This is a genomic window from Streptomonospora halophila (assembly GCF_039542725.1).
Taxonomy (GTDB): Bacteria; Actinomycetota; Actinomycetes; order Streptosporangiales; family Streptosporangiaceae; genus Streptomonospora; species Streptomonospora halophila.
The window spans coordinates 1-20,441 of the sequence record NZ_BAABIK010000021.1; the positions used below are offsets into that span (position 1 = coordinate 1).

General features: G+C 75.0%; 15 protein-coding genes and 1 pseudogene. 12 read left to right on the forward strand and 4 right to left on the reverse strand.

The window, feature by feature from the left end; translation table 11 throughout:
- From ABEA15_RS17585 to ABEA15_RS17610, 6 genes and pseudogenes are all read left to right on the forward strand, one after another.
- Positions 1–788: pseudogene (locus tag ABEA15_RS17585) on the forward strand (hypothetical protein); the annotation flags it as partial.
- Positions 785–925: a hypothetical protein gene (locus ABEA15_RS17590; protein ID WP_311544088.1), complete on the forward strand. Its 141-nt coding sequence runs from the start codon at positions 785–787 to the stop codon at positions 923–925. The pseudogene ABEA15_RS17585 and the gene ABEA15_RS17590, both read left to right, overlap by 4 nt.
- A gap of 248 nt (positions 926–1,173) precedes the next feature.
- Positions 1,174–2,634, forward strand: coding sequence for a glycosyltransferase family 4 protein (locus tag ABEA15_RS17595; RefSeq protein WP_345557621.1), 1,461 nt, complete (start codon positions 1,174–1,176; stop codon positions 2,632–2,634).
- Entirely contained in the window at positions 2,631–7,367 is a 4,737-nt protein-coding gene (locus tag ABEA15_RS17600; protein WP_425579407.1) for an alpha-(1->3)-arabinofuranosyltransferase, read from the forward strand. The genes ABEA15_RS17595 and ABEA15_RS17600 overlap by 4 nt, the downstream gene beginning before the upstream one ends.
- Entirely contained in the window at positions 7,364–8,434 is a 1,071-nt protein-coding gene (pgfA, locus tag ABEA15_RS17605; protein ID WP_345557623.1) for a cell envelope lipid trafficking protein PgfA, read from the forward strand. Before ABEA15_RS17600 ends, pgfA (ABEA15_RS17605) begins: the two co-directional genes overlap by 4 nt.
- A 77-nt stretch (positions 8,435–8,511) precedes the next feature.
- Positions 8,512–8,931 carry a PPOX class F420-dependent oxidoreductase gene (locus tag ABEA15_RS17610; RefSeq protein ID WP_345557626.1) on the forward strand — a complete coding sequence of 140 codons (420 nt, stop codon included), beginning with the start codon at positions 8,512–8,514 and terminating at the stop codon, positions 8,929–8,931.
- Between the two features lie 289 nt (positions 8,932–9,220).
- On the opposite strand, the gene ABEA15_RS17615 is transcribed toward ABEA15_RS17610, so the two are convergent.
- Positions 9,221–9,934, reverse strand: a complete 714-nt coding sequence (locus ABEA15_RS17615; RefSeq protein ID WP_344142006.1) for a class I SAM-dependent methyltransferase — start codon at positions 9,932–9,934, stop codon at positions 9,221–9,223.
- 77 nt (positions 9,935–10,011) lie between these two features.
- Positions 10,012–10,758 (reverse strand): class I SAM-dependent methyltransferase, encoded by a 747-nt coding sequence (locus ABEA15_RS17620; protein ID WP_345557628.1) that lies wholly within the window; start codon positions 10,756–10,758, stop codon positions 10,012–10,014.
- A gap of 175 nt (positions 10,759–10,933) precedes the next feature.
- On the opposite strand from ABEA15_RS17620, the gene ABEA15_RS17625 reads away from it, so the two are divergent.
- Together ABEA15_RS17625 and ABEA15_RS17630 are read left to right on the forward strand one after the other, a co-directional pair.
- Positions 10,934–13,042, forward strand: coding sequence for a hypothetical protein (locus ABEA15_RS17625; RefSeq protein ID WP_345557630.1), 2,109 nt, complete (start codon positions 10,934–10,936; stop codon positions 13,040–13,042).
- A gap of 95 nt (positions 13,043–13,137) precedes the next feature.
- Positions 13,138–14,031, forward strand: a complete 894-nt coding sequence (locus tag ABEA15_RS17630) for a hypothetical protein (protein WP_345557632.1) — start codon at positions 13,138–13,140, stop codon at positions 14,029–14,031.
- 30 nt (positions 14,032–14,061) lie between these two features.
- Here ABEA15_RS17630 and ABEA15_RS17635 read toward each other — a convergent pair whose 3' ends face one another.
- Together ABEA15_RS17635 and ABEA15_RS17640 are read right to left on the reverse strand one after the other, a co-directional pair.
- Entirely contained in the window at positions 14,062–14,670 is a 609-nt protein-coding gene (locus tag ABEA15_RS17635) for an SMI1/KNR4 family protein (protein ID WP_345557634.1), read from the reverse strand.
- Positions 14,671–14,750: 80 nt separating this feature from the next.
- Positions 14,751–16,103 (reverse strand): acyltransferase family protein, encoded by a 1,353-nt coding sequence (locus ABEA15_RS17640; RefSeq protein WP_425579408.1) that lies wholly within the window; start codon positions 16,101–16,103, stop codon positions 14,751–14,753.
- 271 nt (positions 16,104–16,374) lie between these two features.
- Here ABEA15_RS17640 and pgfA (ABEA15_RS17645) point away from each other — a divergent pair, with 271 nt between their 5' ends.
- The 4 genes from pgfA (ABEA15_RS17645) to ABEA15_RS17660 all read left to right on the forward strand — a co-directional run bounded on the left by pgfA (ABEA15_RS17645) (position 16,375) and on the right by ABEA15_RS17660 (position 20,379).
- Entirely contained in the window at positions 16,375–17,298 is a 924-nt protein-coding gene (pgfA, locus tag ABEA15_RS17645) for a cell envelope lipid trafficking protein PgfA (RefSeq protein ID WP_344141596.1), read from the forward strand.
- A gap of 12 nt (positions 17,299–17,310) precedes the next feature.
- Positions 17,311–18,288 (forward strand): decaprenyl-phosphate phosphoribosyltransferase, encoded by a 978-nt coding sequence (locus tag ABEA15_RS17650; RefSeq protein ID WP_345557636.1) that lies wholly within the window; start codon positions 17,311–17,313, stop codon positions 18,286–18,288.
- Between the two features lie 65 nt (positions 18,289–18,353).
- The gene (dprE1, locus tag ABEA15_RS17655; RefSeq protein ID WP_345557638.1) at positions 18,354–19,742 is read left to right on the forward strand and encodes an FAD-binding oxidoreductase; all 1,389 of its coding nucleotides are present in this window, start codon (positions 18,354–18,356) and stop codon (positions 19,740–19,742) included.
- Between the two features lie 43 nt (positions 19,743–19,785).
- The gene (locus ABEA15_RS17660; protein WP_344141593.1) at positions 19,786–20,379 is read left to right on the forward strand and encodes a DUF1707 SHOCT-like domain-containing protein; all 594 of its coding nucleotides are present in this window, start codon (positions 19,786–19,788) and stop codon (positions 20,377–20,379) included.
- Positions 20,380–20,441: the final 62 nt, after the last annotated feature.

A 20,441-nucleotide genomic window follows, 5' to 3' on the forward strand; every position in this document is an offset into this window, starting at 1 on the left:
CGAGCGCGCGCCCGGCGCGCTCGGCCGGCGGCGCGCGGGCGGGCGAGCGCGCCGGTGCGGCCGTGGGCGCCGTGCTGGCACTGGCCTCCGTGGCGCTGCTGCCCGGCCTGCTGTGGGGCGCGGCCGGTCGGCTCGAACCGGTCGACTACCCGGCCGAATGGCACCGCGTGCAGCGCCTGGTCGACGGCGACCCGCGCCCCGGCCGGGTGCTGGTGCTGCCCTGGAGCGCCTACCGCGGTCTTGACTGGCGCGGCGACGGACGTAGGGTCGTCGTACTCGACCCCGCCACCAAGCTGTTCGAGCGCCGCACCGTCTGGAACGACGACCTGCGGGTCGGCGGCGCCGGCGGAGTCCGCCTCGCCGAGGGCGAGGACCCGCTCGCCCGCCGGGTCGGCCGGCTGCACGACGCCCGCCCGGGAGTCCGCGCCTACACCGCGTCCCTCGGCGAACTCGGCATCCGGTACGTCCTCGTCGAGCTCCCCGCTGCGCGGCGGCTCGACGGCGCCGGCGCGGCCGCCGCCCTCGGCCCCCTCGCGGTCGATAACAGGTTCTCGCCTCGCTCGGGCGGTCCGGTCGCCGTGCACAGCGGCGACGGCCTGCTGCTGCTCGAAGTGCCGGATAAGCATGTGGATCCGGCAGACGACGCGCTAACGGGCTTGGAAGCCTCGACATGGTTCGTTACAGTTGGGGCACTTATCTGGTCGTTAGGTGTATCAGGTTCTAGTCTCGTTTCCAGGCGTACCGGACCGCTCAAAGGCGCGGTATCGCGGAAGGAGAACCCCACGTGATCAAAATCGTCGCCGCCTGTGTCATCGGAGCGGCCCTGGCCGGTGGACTGGCCTTCATCGGCACCACAGTCGCCACCGAGACCTCGTCGTCGGCGGAGCCGGTGAACCAGTCGCTGTACAACTACGGCGACCGCTGACCCGGCGCGCCTCCACCCCCGGCCGAGCCCCCGCCCGGGCCGATCGACCGGACCGCCCGCCCCTGGCGGCCCCGGCCCCAGGACGGCGGGCGCGTCCGCCGCGCCGAAAGTCGCCCGCATCCCCCTGCGCGGTCCACACCGACCCCGCCCCGGCCGTGCGCCGCCTTCCGCCCCGTCGTCCGGGCGCCGCATCCGGCGGCCGCCCGCCCGCCGGATGACCGGGTGCAACGGGCGGAACAGGAGAGCATGTGGCGTTCCAGCAGATCCCCCTCTTCCCGGAGTACCCCGAGGTCGGCCCAGGGCGCCTGCGGGCGGCTCCGGTCGCCGCGGCCGAGACGGGCTCCGCCGAGGACGCGGACGTCCCCGCACCGGCCCGGGACGCCGGACCGGCCGCGTCTTCGACCGGATCCGCGCAGGAGGCGGCGGGCCCGCGGCTGGACGGCGTGCGCGCCGTCATGATCAACTGGCGCGACCCCTGGCAGGCGGCCGCCGGCGGCGCCGAGGAGTACGCCTGGCGGATCAGCCGCCACCTCGCCGCCCGCGGCGCCGTGGTCGCCTTCCTCACCAGCCGCGAGCCCGGACAGGCCCGCGTCGAGACCCGCGAGGGCATCGTCATCCGCCGCATGGGCGGCAAGTTCACCGTCTACCCGCTGGTGATGCTCTGGCTGCTGCTGTGGCGCCGCGAGTTCCACGCCGCCCTCGACTGCATGAACGGCATCCCCTTCTTCTCCCGCCTGGTCCTGCCGCGCCGCACCCGGGTGATCAGCGTCGTGCACCACGTCCACGACCTCCAGTTCGACGCCTACTTCAGCCGCCCGCTGGCCTGGTTCGGCAGGTTCGTCGAGAGCGCCGTCGCCAGCCGGGTCTACCGCAACTGCCCCACCGTGACGGTCTCGGAGTCCTCCCGCCGCGCGATGCGCGAGAAGCTGCGCTGGCGCGCCCCCATCACGGTCGTGCACAACGGGAGCCCGCCGCGCCAGCCGGTGGCCCCCGACCGCTTCCTCAGTGAGGCCGAGACCGGTTCGCCCGCCATCGTCAGCCTGGGCCGGCTCGTGGTGCAGAAGCGCGTCTCGCGCATCGTGGACATCGCGCGCGACCTGCGCGGCTCCTACCCCCAGCTGCGCGTGCACGTCGTCGGCCGCGGCCCCGAGAGCGCGACGCTGGCCGAGCAGGTCGAGCACGACGGGCTGCACGACCACGTCCGGCTGCACGGCTACCTGCCCGAAGAGCAGAAGAACGCCGTCCTGGCGGGGTCGCTGCTGCACGTCACGGCCTCGGAGTTCGAGGGCTGGGGTCTGACCGTGATCGAGGCGGCCGGACTGGGCGTTCCCACGGTCGCCTACGATGTCGACGGCCTCCGCGATTCGGTGCGCCATGGCGAGACCGGCTGGCTGGTACGTGAGGGGGAGGAACTGAGCGACGTCGTCGCCGCGGCGCTGCGGGAGCTGAGCGACCCCGTGCGCGCCGCCCGGATCCGCCGCGCCTGCCGCGAGTGGGCCGCCCGCTTCACCTGGGAGGGCAGTGGCGCGGCCATGGCCCGGCTCGTCACCGGCGAGCCCGCCGACACCCGCGCCGCGGGGCAGGACGGCCCCCGGCCGCCCGCCCCTGCGGCCGCCGCCCGTGTCCGCCGCGACCGGGTGGGCGCGGACACCGCGGCCGCCCGCCCCGGCACCGGCCCCGCGACCCGCCCCGCGAAGGCCGCCCGGTGACCGACGCCCGACCCGGGGCGCGGCGCGACGACGAGCCTGACGCGGAACAGGCGCCGGACCGCGCCGGGGCGGACGGAGCCGCGAGCCCCTCCACCGACGTCCGCGCCGAGCCCGCACCCGACGGCGACCCCGCCGGCGCCCGCCCCGGCGCACCCGGCGCCGTCCGCGCCGAGCCCGAGACGCCCGCCGAGTCCACCGCCGACGACACCGCGCTGCTGCGCCGCCTCAAGCTGCTGGGTGCGAGCCTGCTGCTGTGCGGGATCGCGCTGAGCCTCGACCCAGCGAAGATCGTCGGCGACACCAAGATCGACCTGACGATCAACCCCTTCGGCTTCCTGCAGCGCGCCCTCCATCTGTGGGACCCCTCCTACTTCGGCCAGCTGCAGAACCAGGCCTACGGCTATTTCTTCCCCAACGGCCCCTTCCACGCGCTGCTCATCGCCCTGGACATGCCCGAATGGCTGGTCCAGCGCGTGTGGATGTCGGTGCTGCTGTGCGCGGCGTTCCTGGGCGTCGTCAAGCTCGCCGAAGCCCTGGGCATCGGCTCCCTGCACACCCGCATCCTGGCGGGCGCCGCCTACGCCCTGGCCCCGCGTGTGCTGACCCTGCTGTCCTACAACTCCGCCGAGCTGCAGCCGATGATGCTGCTGCCGTGGATCGTGCTCCCGCTGGTGTACGGCACCCGCCACGGCCGACCGCCGATGCGCATGGCGATGCTGTCGGCCCTGGCCTTCCTGTTCTGCGGCGGCACCAACGCCGCATCCGAGCTGGCCGTGCTCGTGGTGCCCTTGGTCTACCTGCTCACCCGCGCCCGCGGGCCGCGCAAGCGGCGGCTGCTGGCCTGGTGGCTGACGGCGCTGTTTCTGGCGTCGTTCTGGTGGATGGTCCCGCTGCTGCTCATGGGCCGCTACGTGTTCTCGTTCATGCCCTACACCGAGGACGCGGCCACCACCACCGGCGTCACCACGCTGACCAATGCCCTGCGCGGCGCCGACAACTGGATGGGCTACGTGCCCGTGCCCGGTCAGCCCGCGCTGCCGGCCGGCGCCGAGCTGTCCACCGACCCCTGGATGGTCGCGGCCACCGCCCTGGTCGCCGGCCTCGGCCTGGCCGGGCTGGTCAACCGGGGCACGCCCGAGCGGCTCTTCCTGATCACCTCGCTGCTCACCGGTACCGCGATCGTCGTGGCGGGCTACACCGGCGCACTGACGGGCCCCTTCGCCGAGACGATGCGCGACCTGCTCAACGGCCCGCTCAGCCCGTTCCGCAACATCCACAAGTTCGACGCGCTCATCCGGCTGCCCGTCGTGCTCGGCCTGGCCCATCTGCCCCTCGTGCTCGCCCGCGACACAGCCGACCGCCGGGCGCGGCGCTCCTCCGCCGAGTCCGCCCCGGCGCGCGCGGGGCTCGCGGCGCGCCTCCTGGCCGGAGCCCGCGGCGACGTGAACGGCGCGGGCACCGCCCCCGACCCCCCGCCCGGCACCGTGTACCGCGCCTCGGCCGCCGTGTGCGCGCTGGCGCTGGCCGCGACGCTGACCCCCGTGGCCACGGTCGGCGTCGCCACCCCCGGCGGGTTCGAGCGCATCCCCGGTTACTGGTACGAGGCCGCGCGCTGGCTGGACTCCCACAACCGCTCCGGCACGACCATGGCGGTCCCCGGCTCCGCCCGCGGCGAGTACGTGTGGGGCCGACCGATGGACGAGCCGATGCAGCCCCTGATGGAGACGGCCTGGGCCAACCACCAGATCATCCCGTGGGGGTCGGCCGGCGTCTCCCGGCTCAACCAGGAGATCGACCAGCGCATCTCCTCCGGCCGCGGTTCGGCCGGGCTCACCGCCACCCTGGCCCGCATGGGCGTCACCCACCTGCTGGTGCGCAACGATTTGGAGCGCGAGAGCCTCAACGGAGGCTGGCCCGCCCGCGTGCACCAGGCGCTGGCCGACTCGCCGGGCATCACGCGCGCGGTCTCGTTCGGCCCCGAGGTCGGCTCCGCCGACAGCGGCCAGGCCTCGCGGTGGTACGACCAGCCCTACCGGGCCCTGGACGTCTACACCGTCGACGGCGCCGCACCCCGCGTGGGGACGGTCCCCGCCGACGAGGCGGTGCGGGTGGCCGGCGGCCCCGAGGCGCTGCTCGATCTCGCCGAGCAGGGCATGCTCCCCGGCGACCGCCCGGTGATCGTCGGCGACGACCCCGGAGCCGAGGACATCGCACCCGAGGACACGGTGGTCACCGACACCGCCCGCCGCCGGGAGGTCGTCTACTCCGACGTGCGACGCAACGTCGGCAACACCCTGACCGCCGAGCAGGACCGGCGCGAAGCCCCGGCGCCCGACATCGCCGACCCCGCCTGGAACGGCTACACCACGGCCGCGCGCTACGAGGGCGTCGCCGACGTCTCCGCCTCCTCCTCCGAGGCCGGCTCCGGCGCCCTGCCCTCCGCCCGCGACCCCGGCCGGATGCCCTTCGCCGCGCTGGACGACGCCCTGGACACCTCGTGGCGCTCCAGCGCGTTCGCCGGAGCGGTGGGCCAGTGGCTGGAGATCGAGTTCGAGGAGCCGCGCGAGGTCGGCGAGCTGTCCATCGCCTTCGAGCGGCTGTCCGGCGAGCCGCCTCCGGCCCGCATCAGCCTGATCACCGACGACGACCGCACCAGCGCCCCCGTCGCACCCACCGAGGACCCGCAGGAGTTCACCGCACCCGCCGGCGAGACCTCCACGCTGCGCATCCGCGTCGACGAGCTCGCCTGGGAGCCGGAGTACCGGTTCGGCACCCGGGTCGGCATCACCAGCGTGACGATGCCCGGCCTGGAGGCCGAGCGCACGTTGAGCGTGCCCGGTGTCGATGGCGCCGACACGTTCCTGTTCACCGGCTCCACCGGCACCGTGCCCGGCTGCATGGAGGGCTCGCGGGTGTGGGTGTGCAACCCCGAACTGGCGGTCCAGGGCGAGGGCGCCTACACCTTCGACCGGAGCTTCACGATGACCGGCCCGGCTGCGGACGGCGAGCACACCGTCACCGGGCGGGCCGTGGCCACCGACCCCCACGACGTGGAGAACGCCGCCAACCGCGCCGGCGGCTACCCCAAGGTGACCTCGTCCTCCACCTCCGTGGACCACCCCGCCGCGATGGGCCGCAACGCCTTCGACGACGACGCCGCCACCGTGTGGTATCCCGACCCCGACGAGGACGAGCCCTGGCTCGACGTGGAGTTGAAGGAGCGCACCGAGATCGGCGGGCTGCGGGTGGACTTCCCGGGCGGCGCCGCCGCGCCGGTCGAGGTCACCGTCGAGGCCGGAGGCACCGTCCGCAGCGGATGGCTGGACGGCAGCGGGTCGCTGGGCTTCGAGCCCGTCACCGCCGACCGGCTGCGCATCTCCTTCGACCCGCCCGAGGGGCAGCCGCTGGAGGTGGGCCGCGTCGCGCTGCCCGACGTGGAGGCCCTGCCGCCCGTCGAGGGGGGCGACGCCGCCACTCCCTGCGGGCTGGGCCCCGTGCTGCGGGTCAACGAGGAGCGGGTGGAGACCCGAATCGTGTCGGGCACGCTGGAGGACCGGGCCGCAGGACGGCCGCTGCGCTACGAGAGCTGCTCGGACGTGCCGGTGCGCGAGGGCGGAAACCGCCTCGTGGTCGAACCCGGCGACCAGTACCGGGTGCGCTCGGCGGTGCTGAGCGGGACGGACCCCGCTCTGCCCGCCGCGCACCGGCAGGACTCCGGTGACGGCGACGGCGGATCGGGTGAGGGCGGCTCCGGCGAAGTCGAGACGGCCGACGTCGCGTCGGTGTCGGGCTGGGGCAACAGCGAGCGCCGCGTCACCGTCGACGTGGGCGAGGACAGCTTCCTCGTCGTCAACGAGAACTTCAACGAGGGCTGGCGGGCGACCCTCGAAGGGCGCGCGGCGCCGCTGGAGCCGGTGCGCCTGGACGGCTGGAAGCAGGCCTGGCGGCTGCCCGCGGGAACCTCCGGCCAGGTGACCCTGAGCTACACCCCCGACGGCCTCTACCATGCGGCGCTGGCGCTCGGCGCCGTGTTCGCCCTGGCGGTGGCGGTGCTCGCGCTTCGGCGCCCCGTCGGCGAACGGAGCGCGGCCCGCGCCCGGCTTCGCGCGCGCCGCGTCGCCGGCGTCGAGCCCGCGCCCGAAGGCGGGCGGGTCCCGGGCCGCGCGGCCGCGCTGCCGGCGGCGGTCGCCGGTCGTCTGCCGCGCCCCGCACTCGTGCCTCTCGGCGTGGTCTACGGGCTGTGGGTGGGCGGCGCCGCCGGTGCCTGCGCCGTGGGCGGCGCGCTCCTGCTGGTGTGGTGGCTGGGCCGGACCCCGTCGCGGTCCCTGCGCCACGCCAAGCCCGAGCGCCCGGCGCTGGGCGGACGGCTGCTGCAGGTCCTGGCGGGCCCTTGGATCGTGGTGGTGTGCATGGCCGGCGCCGGCGTGTGCCTGGGCGCGGGCACCTACCTGGCGCACCAGATGCCCTTCCACGACCTCAGCGACCTGCTGAGCGAACCGCTGCGCGAATGGGCGCCCCAGGCGCTGTGCCTGCCCGCGCTCGCGCGGCTGGTGATCGCGCTGGGCGACCTGCTCGGCCCGGCCCGCGAGACCGCGCGGGAAGCGCCGCACGCGGGCGCCGCGACCGGCGCGGACGGCTCCGACGATGCGGGCGCGTCCGGCGGCGGCGCCTACCGCGGTGCTCCGGAGCCGGCCGGCGAGCGGGAGGGCGCCGCCGAGGAGGTGCGCACGTGAGCGGGCCCGCCGGCGGCGCCGTGGCCGAGTCCACCGGTCCACAGCCCGCAGAGGCCGCACCCGGGCGCGGCCCGGGTGTGCGCGGCAGGGGCCGCCGCGTCTCGGCGGTGCTCGCGCGCAACGCGCGGCCGGTCGCCGTGGCAGCGGCGGCGTTCCTGCTCACCGTCGCGCTGATGCTGCGGTTCTACGTCGCCGGGGAGCTGGAGCGCATCCCCGCCCGGATCGATCTGACCATGCGGCTGGCCGACGACTCCGCCGCCTATCTCGACACCGGCACCTGGGAGACGGTGCGCGGCGCCGAGGTGGAGCGCACGACCCGGGTGGAGGGCGGCTTCGCGCCCGGCAACCCCGACTGGACCACCTGGAGCATGTCGACGTCGACGGCCGCCCGCGGGACGACGCTGTCCCACGGCGACCGCCGCGTCATCGTGGACCGCGACACGGGCACGGCGGTCAACTGCTGCGGCGAGCACGTCGACGGCGACCGGGCCGTCCGCCAGGCCGGGCTGGTGCTGCTGTGGCCGGCGGGCGGCGGCTGGAAGGAGTACCCCTTCTACGACGCCGACATCCGGGCGGCGCCTCCTATGATCCTCGACGGGCGCGACCGGGTCGGCGGGCTGGCCGTGCGCCGCTACGTGCAGCGCTTCGACGCCACGCAGCTTCCCGACTCCTCCAGCCCCGTGCCCGCGCGGGCCCTGGGCTTGGAGGAGCCGGGCACCGTCCAGGCCAACCGCTGGCTGGAGCTGGAGCGGACCTACTGGGTCGAGCCGGTGACCGGCCGCGTGGTCGACGCCCGCGAGGTGCGCCGCGAGACGCTGCGGCCGGAGAACGGCGGCGGGAGCAGGGTGCTGCTCGACGCCGACCTGCGGATGGCCGAGGAGCTGGTGGAGGCCCGGGTCCGCGAGGCCGAGGAGCTGCGCACCCTGCTGCGGGCGGTGCGCACCTGGCTTCCGGTCGGACTGGGCACGGCGGGCGGACTGCTGTTCCTGGCGGCCGCCGTCCGCGAGCTGCGCGCCCGCCGCACCGCGCCGGCGGCGGAGGACGGCGGCGGCGTTGACCTCAAGTAAGGTTGAGAGTCTAGGTTCGCGGTAGACCGGTCCCGCAGCGCCGGGACGCCCCGCGATACGCAAGGAGACGCGGCGCCATGCCATTCACCGAACACGAGCGCGCCTACCTGGACTCCCAGCACATCGGGCGGCTGTCGACCGCCGGCCCCCGCGGTCCGCACACCCGGCCCGTGGGGTTCGTGCTCAACGACGACGGCACGGTCGACATCGGCGGGATCGCGCTGTCGACCACCCGCAAGTACCGCAACATCGAGGAGCGGCCCGGCAGTGAGGTCTCCTTCCTCGTCGACGACCTGGAGCCCGAGCAGCCCGGCGCCATCGCGCCCGGATGGGGCAGGGGAGTGGAGATCCGCGGCGGTGCCGAGCTGCTCACCGACACCGACCCGCCCATCGCCCCCGGTGCGTTCAGCCGCGAGGTGATCCGCGTCCACCCGCGCCGCATCATCAGCTGGCACCTGAACCCCGACGCTCCCGACGTGCACGGGCGCGCCGCGTGAGGGCGTTCGCGCCGCGTGTTGCCGGTCTTTCCGCGCTGGCCGAGGCGGCCGGTTCTGCGGGCCGGGGTGTGTGCGGTGGGTCGCTCCGTGCTCCTGCGCGGCGCCCCCGCGCCGCTCCCGCCGCGTTTCTCGTCGGCCGCACAGACCCGCCCCGGCTTCTTCCCCGGCCGTGGGGGAGCGGCGCCGTTGCCTGTCGCGGTGCTCCGTGGCGGAGGGACGGCGCTTCGCGCCTGGGGCGGGGGCGGACCCGGGTGCGCCGCGCGCTGGGGACGGACCCGTCGAACGCGCCCTACGAGCGCTTCCGCAGCACCAGCAGAAGGTTCCAGGTGACCACCTCGCGCACTAGCGGAACGCGCACCACGGGCTTGGCCCAGCGGGGGAGGTAGCGCGGCAGCATGTCGACGACCTCGGCGTCGGGTCGGGCCCGCACCCAGCGGATCATCTCCGCCGCCGAGACCGCGAACATGGTGCGGCCGAAGTCGTTCTTGGGGCGGCGGCCGGCGCGCCGCGCGAACCGCTCCGCGGCGTAGCGGCCGCCCAAGTAGTGCCAGGGTGAGGTCTCGTGGCCGCCCCACGGTGACAGCCACAGGGTGTAGGAGAGGTAGACCAGGCCGCCCGGGCGGGTGGCGCGCACCATCTCGGCGGCCATGCCGGGCGGGTCGGGCACGTGCTCCAGCACGTTGGAGGAGAAGCACACGTCGGCCGCCCCGGTGCGCACCGGCAGCCGCAGCGCGCTGCCCATGACGGCGGACTGGGGCAGCCGGCCGTCGCGCAGCCGCAGTTCGGCGGGGTCGGGATCCACGCATACGCTGCGGGCCCCGGCCGCGCGCAGTTCGTCGGCGAAGTAGCCCGGCCCGCCGCCGACGTCGACCACCACCGCGCCCTCCAGACGGGTGTAGGACCGAAGCTGGGCGACCGTGTCGCGCGCCAGGGTGCCGTAGAAGCGGTCGGGATCGGCCTGCTCCTGGCGGAAGGCCGCGAATAGCGCCGCGGACCGCGCCAGCGTCGCCCGGAACGGCTCGCCGGCGGCGCCTCGGCCCGCGCCCGCGTCGGCCCCCGCGTCGCGGCCGTGCTCGCCGTTCACGCGTCCTCCGCGCTGGGCATCCGCACGTAGTGGCGCAGGTGGAGCCAGTGGTCGCCGCCCCAGTACTCCACCGAGTCGGCCACGCGCGCGCCGCTCTTTGCCAGCACCGCCGCGAGCCGGGCGCGCGGGAGCGGGTGCATGCGCATCGGCGCGGGGTAGCCCAGCAGGCGCCGCTGGGCGACCCGGATCAGCGGCCACGGCGCGAACCGGAAGGCCAGCCCCTTGAACGTGGGCCGCTCCCGGTCGGGCACCCCGACCACCATCGCCCCGCCGGGCCGCAGCACCCGCGCGAACTCGCGCAGGTAGCCTTCGGCCAGTTCCGGCGGCAGGTGCTGCAGGACCAGGTCGGTGTAGACCAGGTCGAAGGAGTCGTCGCCGAACGCGGCCAGGTCCGGCCGGTCGTTCAGCCGGAAGTCGATGCGCCCGCCGCTGCGGTCGAGGCGGCGCGCCTCGGCCAGCATCGGCTCGGCGATGTCCACGCCCACGACCCGCTCGAAGCGGGCGGCCAGCGCGTTGGAGAGCCGGCCGGCGCCGCACCCGAAGTCCAGCGCGCGCTCGCGGCCGGGCCGCAGCCCCAGCTCGTCCAGGTGGCGCAGCGCCGCGTCGATCTCCGCGCTCCCCGAGGCGAGGAACTCGTCGTCGTCCCACCCGCCGCCGCGCTTGGCCGGGTCGACGCACACCGCCCACAGCGGCTCGACCGCACCCAGGCGGGTCCAGTCCGCGCGTACCTCGTCGAGTCCCACGGGCCACTCCTCGGCGCTGCCGGAGAACCGGAGTGAACCGGGTTCTCGTTTCGTTATCGCTGCTCTAACAGACATCGGGCGACGATCGCCGATCAAGCTGGAACGTGTTGTATTCTGGCACCCCCGCAGCGGGGGGCGTCAACCGGACCGGACACGTCTGGAGTTTTGGAGCGGCATGAACGACGCCGATGCCCCCGCACCCGCGTCCGGGGCGACCGCCGAGAGCGGGCACACGCCCCAGGAGCCGGAGCCCGCGGACAGCGGTGCCCCCGAACGCGCCGCGTCGGCCGCGCGCCCCGGCGCCCGCGCCGCCGCGCTGGCGAACCGGGCGCTGCGCGACCCGATCGTGCTGGCCGGCGCGGCGCTGATCATCGCCTCGCTCGCGCTCAAGATCCACGTGCTCCAGGCGGCGTACTTCGTCGAGGACGACTTCCTGTTCATCGGCGACGCCGCCGCCACCGACCTCACTCTCGACTACCTGACCGACCTGCACAAGGGCCACATGATGCCGGGCGCCCTGCTGCTGGCCTACATCCAGGCGGGCACCGCGCCCTACAGCTGGGCGGCGGCCGCGGGCGCCATGCTGGCGACCCAGGCGGCGGCGTGCGTCGCGGTGTTCGCCCTGCTGTGGGAGGTCTTCGGGCGGCGGTGGGCCGTCATCGCGCCACTGGCCCTCTACCTCGCCGCCCCGCTGACGGTCCCGGTGCTGGCCTGGTGGTCGGCCGCCCTCAACGCGGTGCCCTTCCAGCTGGCGACGGCCCTGGCCCTGCTGTGGGCGGTGCGCTACCTGCGCACCGGCGAGGGCCGCTACGGGTGGCTGACTGCGGGCGCGGTGCTGCTGGGCATGGCCTTCTCCGTCAAGGCGGTGTTCCTGCCCGTGCTGCTGTTCGCCGTGGCGGCGCTGTTCCTGGTCCCCGGCCCCCTGCCGCGGGTGCTCTGGCGCACGGCGGACCGCGACCTGCCGTTCTGGGCGGGCACGGCGCTGATGTCGGCGGCCTACGGCCTGCTGTACCTGTCCCGGCAGGACACGGCCGAGGGCGAGGGCGCCGGGATTCCCGACCCCGGCGTCGCCGGGGCCATGGTGCGGCGCATGCTGGGCGAGACGTTCCCGGTCGGCGCGATGGGCGGTCCCGGCGAATGGGGGCCGGTCACCCCCAGCGGCGGGCTGCTGGAGCCCTCGACGGCGGCGGTCGCCGCGGCGTGGGCGGGACTGGCGCTGGTCGTTCTGGGGAGCCTGCTGGTGCGCCGCCGGGCCTGGCGCGCGTGGGCGCTGCTGGCCGGCTACCTGGTCGTCGTCGACGCCGTGCCGACCGTCATCGCCCGCGGGCGCTACGAGTCCATGGTGGGCTACGATCCCCGCTACGTGGCCGACGCCGCGCTGGTGTTCGTCCTCTGCCTGGCACTGGCCTACCTGCCGGTCCGCAACGAGCAGGATGCGCTGCGGACCGGGCGGCTGCGCCCTCCGCGGCGGGCGGCGCGGTCGGCGGCGGCCGCGGCCACCGCCGTGATGACCGCCGCCGGGGCCTACTCCACCTACGCCTTCACCGACACCCTCAGCGGCGAGCGGGTGCGGTGGTACCTCGACACGGTGCGGCAGTCGGTGCGCGAGGTGCCCGCTGAAGCCGGGATCTACCCGCGGCCGGTGCCCGAGGACATCGTCCTGCCGTGGAACGGCCCCCGGCGGCTGACCTCGCACGTGCTCAGCCCGCTGGCCGAGCCGGGGGTGGCCGAGCGCATCCGCGAGCCCGAGCCGGCCAACTCCGCGCTGGTGTTCAACGACGCCGGCTTCCTGGTCCCGGCCGAGCCGGCCGAGGGCAGCGCGTTCTTCGGGCCGCCGGAGGACGAGGAGTGCGTGGCCACGTTCGGCGGCCAGGTGCGCTGGCCGGTGGAGTCGCTGGGCGGGCCCCGGCTGGTGCTGTCCCTCGCCTACACCGCCGAGAAGCCGACCGAGCTGGGCGCGGTGCTGGGCGACGCCTGGGTGACGACCCGGCTGCCCGCTGCGCCGAAGGGCGGTGTCTGGTACCTCCCGGTGGACGGCGCCGGCACCGAGCTGACCCTGCACACCAACGCCGACGAGCTGTGCATGGAGTGGGTGACCTTCGGCGAGCTGGAGCCCGTCACCGACGGCGATCCCTGGTCGGAGGACGGCGGGGGGAAGCAGGAGGAGGACACCGACGGCGGCAAGGCCGAGGACGGTGACGGCGGTGGAGAGGCCGAGGACGGCTCCGGCGGCGGTTCGGACGGCGGCACGGGCGGCTCCGGCGGCGGGCAGCGCGGCGACTGACCGCGGCCGGGTCATCGCGCGCGGCGGAGCTAGATCGTTGATGGGAGTTTCCCGAACCGGCTGCGGGCATGGCGAAGGGCGCCGAAGATCAGTGTGTGAAGACAAACCTCGACGCCCTTCTCACCGCACTCTATGTCCACCTGGACGACCACGTCCTACCTTCGGCCCGACAACCGCGCAAACGCGGCCCGAAACGGCTGCTCACCGACGCCGAACTCGTCTGCGTGGCCGTGGCTCAGGCCCTGCTGCGCTGCGACGACGAGCGCCGATGGCTGCGATCGGCCCCGACCCGGATCGGCCATCTCTTCCCCCGCCTGCCGGGCCAGTCCGAGTACAACCGCCACCTGCGCGATGCGGGCCCGGCCCTGCTCGCCGCGGGGATGTGGCTGGCCCGCCAGGTCCCGACCTGGGAGGAGCCGCTGCGGCTGATGGACGGCACACCGGTGCGCTGCGGCGCCTCCCGGGTCACGGTCAACCGCTCCGCGCTGGGCGAGATCGCCGGCTACGGGATGGACAAGTCCCACCACGCGTTCTACTGGGGCGCCAAGCTGATGCTGGTCACCACGGCCGAGGGGGCGGTGTGTGCGTTCAGCCTGGCCCACCCCAAGGAGTTGGACGAGCGCAAGCAGGCGCTGCACCTGCTCCATGCGCATCGGTGCGCGCCGGGCCGGTGCCCGATCGTGTGCGACAAGGGCTTCGCCGGCGCCGGGATCGAGGCCGCGGCCGCTGATCTGGGCCACGTGCTGGTGCGCCCGGCCCGCGCGGACGAGCCTGCGGACCCGAGGTTTCCGGGGTGGCTGCGTCAGCGCATCGAGGCGGTGATCTGGACGTTGAAGAACCAGCTCGGGCTGGAGCGCCACGCCGCGCGCACCACCGAGGGGCTGTGGGCGCGGGTGTGCCAGCGCATCTGCGCGCTCAACGCCGCGATCTGGCACAACTGGCTGATCGGCGCCCCGGTCAAGCGGTCACTGATCGCCTACGACCACTGACCGGGACACACAACAACTCCCATCAACGATCTAGCGGATGTCCCAGTCCAGTTCGCCGGAGTCGACGAAGGGCGCGCAGCCGTCCAACTCCCCGCCGGTCTCCAGGGCCGTGCTTGTCGTGCTGAGCAGCGCAGGCACCGACGCCCACGCAGGGTGCTGGGAAAAGCGGCAGCCCTCCTCGTGGTCGGCGACGCCGATCCGGCCGCGCAGGGCGGACGGGCGCTGGTCGACCACCGGGTAGTCGCCGCTGCCGTCGGCGGCGACGGGGATCCACAGCCGGTGCCACCACCACGGCCCGGCGTCGGCGTCCGCGTCGGCCTCGGCGCCGTCTGAGGACCACGGCGACCGCTCCTCGATGCTGGTCCGCAACCGCCAGGCGTTCGCTATGTCCGCCGCGCCGAGCAGTTCCCAGAACGGCGGCGGCAGGACGCGGCCTCCCGTGCCGTCGAGCCGCAGCAGCGACTCGCGCAGCGGCTCCGGGAAGGCCGAGCCGACCGCCTCCTCCGCCGCGGCGATGCCGGCCCGCTCCGCCGGAGGCGCCAGCGCGGCGAACGTGACCGGCGCGTGCGCGCCCGGCCAGGTCTCGATGCGGTCCCAGGACTCCCCGACCGGTCGCGCGTGGTCCACTGATGACTCCATGCTCCGCAGCGTGGCAGGCGGCGCCGACATCCTGCGGCGGTCCGAGCGGCGACCGGCGGGGCGCCGGCGCCGGGCGCCCGCTAGTTGACCGGGGTGCGTCGGAGTGCCTCCGGGCGCGCCCGGCGCCAGGCGCCGGCGGAGCCGTACCAGCGGCGCACGGGCCGCTCGACGAAGCGGTGGGTGAGGTCGGCCATCAGCACCGTGCCCGCGGCCACCGGGACGAGGTCCATCCAGAACGACCCGGTGAAGATGTCCTCGCCGGTGAACTCGCGCCACAGGTAGAGCACGACGAACTGCCACAGGAAGATCCCGTAGGAGATGCGGCCCAGGTAGCGCATCACGCGGTGGGCGAGGAACGCCTCAAGCCAGGCGCCGCCCCCGGCGCGGAACGGGGGCGGACCGCCGGGGCGTTCGGGGCGCAGGGCCACCGGCGCGACGGCGAAGAACGCGAACCCCATCGCCACGGCCATGCTCACCAGCGAGATCCAGAACCCGGTGGAGCCGACGAACCGGGGGCCGGCCGCCGGAGTGGCGGCGATCAGGTAGCAGATCCCGGCGAGCGCCCAGCACAGCGTCGCGTTGCGCGGCAGCGTCCGGCACAGCCGCCGCACCGGTCCGTCGGGGCCGCTTTCGCGCCAGGCCCACTCGCCGAGCACGGCGAGCGCCATGCCCACCGCGAACATGCCCAGACAGCGGGGCAGCCAGGAGTACATGTAGGGCCGGGGTTCGGGATAGTACTGCGCCACCAGCGCCAGCACCGCCACCGCGGTCATCCCGGACAGGCACACCAGCAGCCGGCGCGCGCGGGCGCCGGGATCGGTCCCGGCACGGCCGGCGGCGCGGGCGGCCAGTAGCCCGATCACCGGTAGCAGCGCGTAGAAGCACACCTCGACCGACAGGCTCCACATCTGCCCGAGGCCGTAGGGGCCGGTGCCCAGCCACCAGGGGTCGGTGTCGAACACGAAGGTCAGCGTCATCACCCCGACCCACGCCCATACGGAGTCGAGGTGCTCGCGCGACCACAGCAGTAGCGCGGCCAAGGCCACGATCCAGTAGGGGGGCATGATTCGCAGCGCCCGCCGCCACAGGTACGGGCCGATCGGGGGGACGGCCGCCTGGTCGAGCGCGGCGCGCACCCAGGGGCGGTACAGCAGCAGTCCCGAAAGCGCGAAGAAGAGCGGGACGCCCATCTCGCCGGTCGCCAGCAGCGCCCCGGCGACGCCGGGCGCCAGCGCGGCGCCGCTCTCGACGCCCACGTGGAAGACGAGCACCATCAGCGCGGCGATCGCGCGCACGCCGTCGAGCGCCTCGTTGTGCCCGCGCACCTGGGGCAGCCCCGCCGAGGGGGCGTGCGGCGTGCGCGCGCGGCCTGCGGGCGGAGGGGAGTCCGGGGCCGCGGCCGGCGCCGACGGGTCCTCGCTGGGACCGCTCACAGGCCGACCCTCCCGTGTCGTGTGCGTCGCGGTAGGCGGTGGGCGGGGCCGCCGGAGGGGCGGGGCGCGCCGCCGCGCGCCCCGGGAGAACGGGATGCAGCCGGGCGCCTCATCCCCTTGCCACCACACTAGAACCGGTTATAAATATTCAGCCACGCCGTGGTGACGTTGTCCGCTGTGGAGCAGTACTCTACCCGAAAATGAAGCGAGTTCCAGCTTTGCCTTCCCCGCCCCCGGTATCCGCCCCGCCCCGTTTCGCCCAGGAGGGCTAATGCGTCGTACTGTCGCGGTCGTCTGCATCGCGTTGGGAGTCTGCCTGCTGGCTCTGGCCCCCATGCTGCGGTTCTGGACGGCCGACAGCTTGATGAAGGCCCCCCTGGACTACTACAACAAGGCCACCAACCGCGGTGAGGACGTCACCTACTTCAGCGCCGAGGAGATGGAGCTGATCGAAGGCGCGACGGTGGAGGCCTACACCACCGTGCGCGGCGACGTCGCCGCGAGCGACGAGCAGACCGCGGTCTGGGATCAGTTCACCTGGGTCAAGGACGTCGAGCGCGACTTCGCGATCTCCTCGACCTACCGCCGCGCCGGCCACGACCGCTTCACCGGGCGGGGTGTGGACTGCTGCGACGCCTCGGTCAACGACGAGGAGGTCGAGCAGAACGGCCAGATCTTCAAGTTCCCGTTCCTCACCGAGAAGCGCGACTACACCTTCTTCGACACGACCAGCAGGACCACGCGCCCCATCACCTTCGAGGGCGAGGAGGAGTACCACGGTGTCGACGTCTACCGGTACGAGCAGGTCATCGACTCGGTGAAGATCGGCGAGCGCACCCTGCCCGCGAGCCTGCTGGGCATGGACGACGAGGGTGACGTCACCGGCGACGAGATGTACAGCATCACCCGCACCTACTGGATCGAGCCGACCACCGGCGTGCCCATCGGCCTCAGCGAGGAGCAGCACCGGGGAGTCTCCGTCGACGGCGAGGAGCGTCTGGTGCTCTTCGACGGCACCATGGTCTGGGACGACGAGACCATCGACGGCCAGATCGAGAGCGCGGAGCAGGGCATGCTCGTGCTCCCGCTCGTGCGCACGGTCATCCCGATCATCTGCCTGGTCGCGGGCGTGGTGTTCGTCGCCGTCGGCGGCGTGCTGCTGATCGGCACCGGAATCCGCGGCAACGGGCACTGACCTCACCGCCGGATGAGCGACGCGAGCTCGGCCGCACCGCGCGGCGATGCGGCCGCCTCCCCGGACGGTGCGCCGACCGGGCCCGGCCCTGCGGGCGCGCCGCCGCGGGCGCGCGGCGGCCGTATCGCGGCCGGGGCGCTGCTGCGCGCGGTGCGCCCGAAGCAGTGGCTGAAGAACCTGCTGGTCTTCGCCGCGCCCGGGACCGCCGGCCTGCTCGGCGACCCCGTCGTCCTCGCGTGGAGTGCCGCCGCCTTCGTGCTGTTCTGCGCCGCCTCCAGCGGCACCTACCTGCTCAACGACGTCCGCGACGCCCCCCGCGACCGGCTGCACGAGCGCAAGCGCACCCGCCCCGTGGCGGCCGGCGAGCTTTCCCCCTCGGTCGCGGCGGGCACGGGAGCCGTACTGCTGCTTGCCGCCCCGGCGGCCGCCGTGCCGACCGGCAACTGGCCGCTGCTGGCCGTCCTCGCCGGCTACCTGGTGCTGACCACCGCCTACACGCTCGTGCTGAAGAATGTCGCGGTCCTGGACCTGGTCGCGGTGGCCGGCTGCCACGTGCTGCGCGCCGTCGCCGGCGGCGCCGCCATCGGCGTCCCGCTGACGCGCTGGTTCCTGATCGTCGTCTGCCTGGGCGCACTGCTGGTGGTCACCGGCAAGCGCGAGGCCGAGCTGCGCACCCCCGGCGCCGCCCGCACCCGCGACGCGCTGGGCCGCTACAGTCTGAGCTACCTCACGCAGGTGCGCACCATGGCGTCGGCGGCGATGATCGTGACCTACTGCCTGTGGGCGCTGGAGGACCCGGCGACCACGCCCGCGTCGGTGGTCCACGGCGCCAGCATCGTGCCGTTCATCCTCGTCGTGCTGCGCTACCACCTGCTGGTCGACCGGGGCGTGGGCGAGGAGCCCGAGGAGATCGCACTGCGCGACCGCCCACTGCAGCTGTGCGGCGCCGCGCTGCTGGCGCTGGTGGGCTTCGGGGTCTACCTGGCCTAGCCGCGCCCGCGGGCACGCCGGGACAACAGGTGGGCAAGGACGGGGCGGAAGGGGAGGACACCGCGATGGCGGACACGGCCGCACGCGCGGCGCTGCTGACCGGCTGGGGGCGCACCGCGCCCACAGCGGCCACCGTGCGGCGCCCGCGCACCCCCGAGGAGGCCGCCGAGCTGCTGCGCGCGGCCGCGGAGCAGCCGCCCACCCGGCGGCGCGGCGCGATCGCCCGCGGGCTCGGCCGCTCCTACGGCGACGCCGCCCAGTGCGCGGGCGGCACCGTGATCGACTGCGCCGACCTGGCCCCCGGCTTCCGGCTCGACCCCGGCCGCGCGGAGGTCACCGCCTCGGCGGGCACCGGCCTGGCCGAGCTCATCGGCCGCCTGCTGCCGCACGGCCGCTTCCCGCCGGTCGTTCCCGGCACCCGGCACGTCACCGTCGGCGGCGCGATCGGCGCCGACATCCACGGCAAGAACCACCGCGCCGCCTCCTCCTTCGGCGCCCACGTGCGCTCGCTGCGCCTGCTCACCCCCGACGGCGAGCACCGCGCGCTCTCGCCCGGCTCCGACCCCGACCTGTTCTGGGCGACGGTGGGGGGCATGGGGCTGACGGGGATCGTCACCGAGGCCACGTTCGCCGTCGACGCGGTCGAGACCTCCGCGATGCGGGTGGACACCGACCGCGTGCCCGACCTCGACGCCGCCATGGCGCTGATGGACGCCGGGGACGGCGAGCACCCCCACCCGTATGCGGCCTGCTGGATCGACCTGCTCGCCCGCGGCGCCGCGCTCGGCCGCGGCGTGGTCACCCGCGCCCGCCACGCCCGCGTCGGCGAGCTGGCACCCGCACGCCGCCGCAACCCGCTGGCCTACGCCCCGCGCCCCGCGGCGGCCGCACCGCCGCTCGTGCCGCCCCGGCTGCTCAACTCCTCCAGCGTGCGCGCGTTCAACGCCGCCTACTACGCCCGGGCGCCCCGTCGGGGCAGGGGCGCCGTGCGGCCGCTGGCGTCGTTCTTCCACCCCCTGGACGCCGTGCGCGACTGGAACCGCCTCTACGGTCCGCACGGGCTGGTGCAGTACCAGTTCGCGGTCCCCCTGGGCGCCGAGGAGGAGCTGCGCCGCATCGTCGCCGACCTCGCGGCGGCCAGGGCGCCGTCCTTCCTCGCCGTCCTCAAGCGACTGGGCAACGGCACCCCCGCGCCCCTGTCGTTCCCCCTGCCGGGATGGACCCTGGCGCTGGACCTCCCGGGCGACCTGCCGGGCCTCGCCCCCCTGCTGCTGCGGCTGGACGAGCGGGTGCTCGCGGCGGGCGGGCGCCTCTACCTCGCCAAGGACAGCCGGGCCCGGCCCGACACAATGCAGGCGATGTACCCGCGGCTGGAGGAGTGGCGCGCGGTGCGCGCCCGCGCCGATCCCGACGGCGTCCTCACCTCCGATCTGGCGCGCCGCCTTGAGCTGTGAGCGCTCCGGGGGCCCGGGCAGGCGCGGGATAGGATCAGCGCCCATGGAGCCGACACCGCCCCCCGCTCCGCGCAAACGGGTTTCCGACGCCGAGCGCGAACAGATCTCCGCCCGCCTGGGCGACGCCTACGCGGAGGGCCGGCTCGGCCTGGAGGAGTTCGACCGGCGCAGCTCGGCCGCCTACGGCGCCGTCTTCGACGACGAGCTGCTCGCCCTGGTCGCCGACCTCCCCGCGCCGGGAGAGACCGTGGCGGTGCCCGCGCCGCAGCCGGCGCAGGCGGCGGAGGCCGTCGAGCTGACCAGCGAAAGCGGCACCCTCCGGCGCCGCGGCGAGTGGACGGTGCCGCGCGTGCTGCGCATCCGCTCGCTGGCCGGCTCGGTGCGGCTGGACATGTCCCGGGCCCGCATCCCGCATCCCGTCGTGGACATCGAGCTGTCCGTCCTCAGCGGTTCCACCGTCCTCGTGCTGCCCGACGGCGCGACCGCCGACCTGGACAGGCTGCACACCGGGCACGCCTCGCACCGCTCCCGCGTCCCGGCCGTGCGCACGCCGCAGGCGCCGCACTTCGTGCTCTCCGGCGAGACCTACACCGGTGCGCTGCGGATCCGCTATGCGCGCGGCCACCGGCGCCGGTAGCGCCGGGCAGGCCGCACCCGCCCCGGCGGGACCGCCCGACCGCCGGCGCGCGCGGCGCCCGG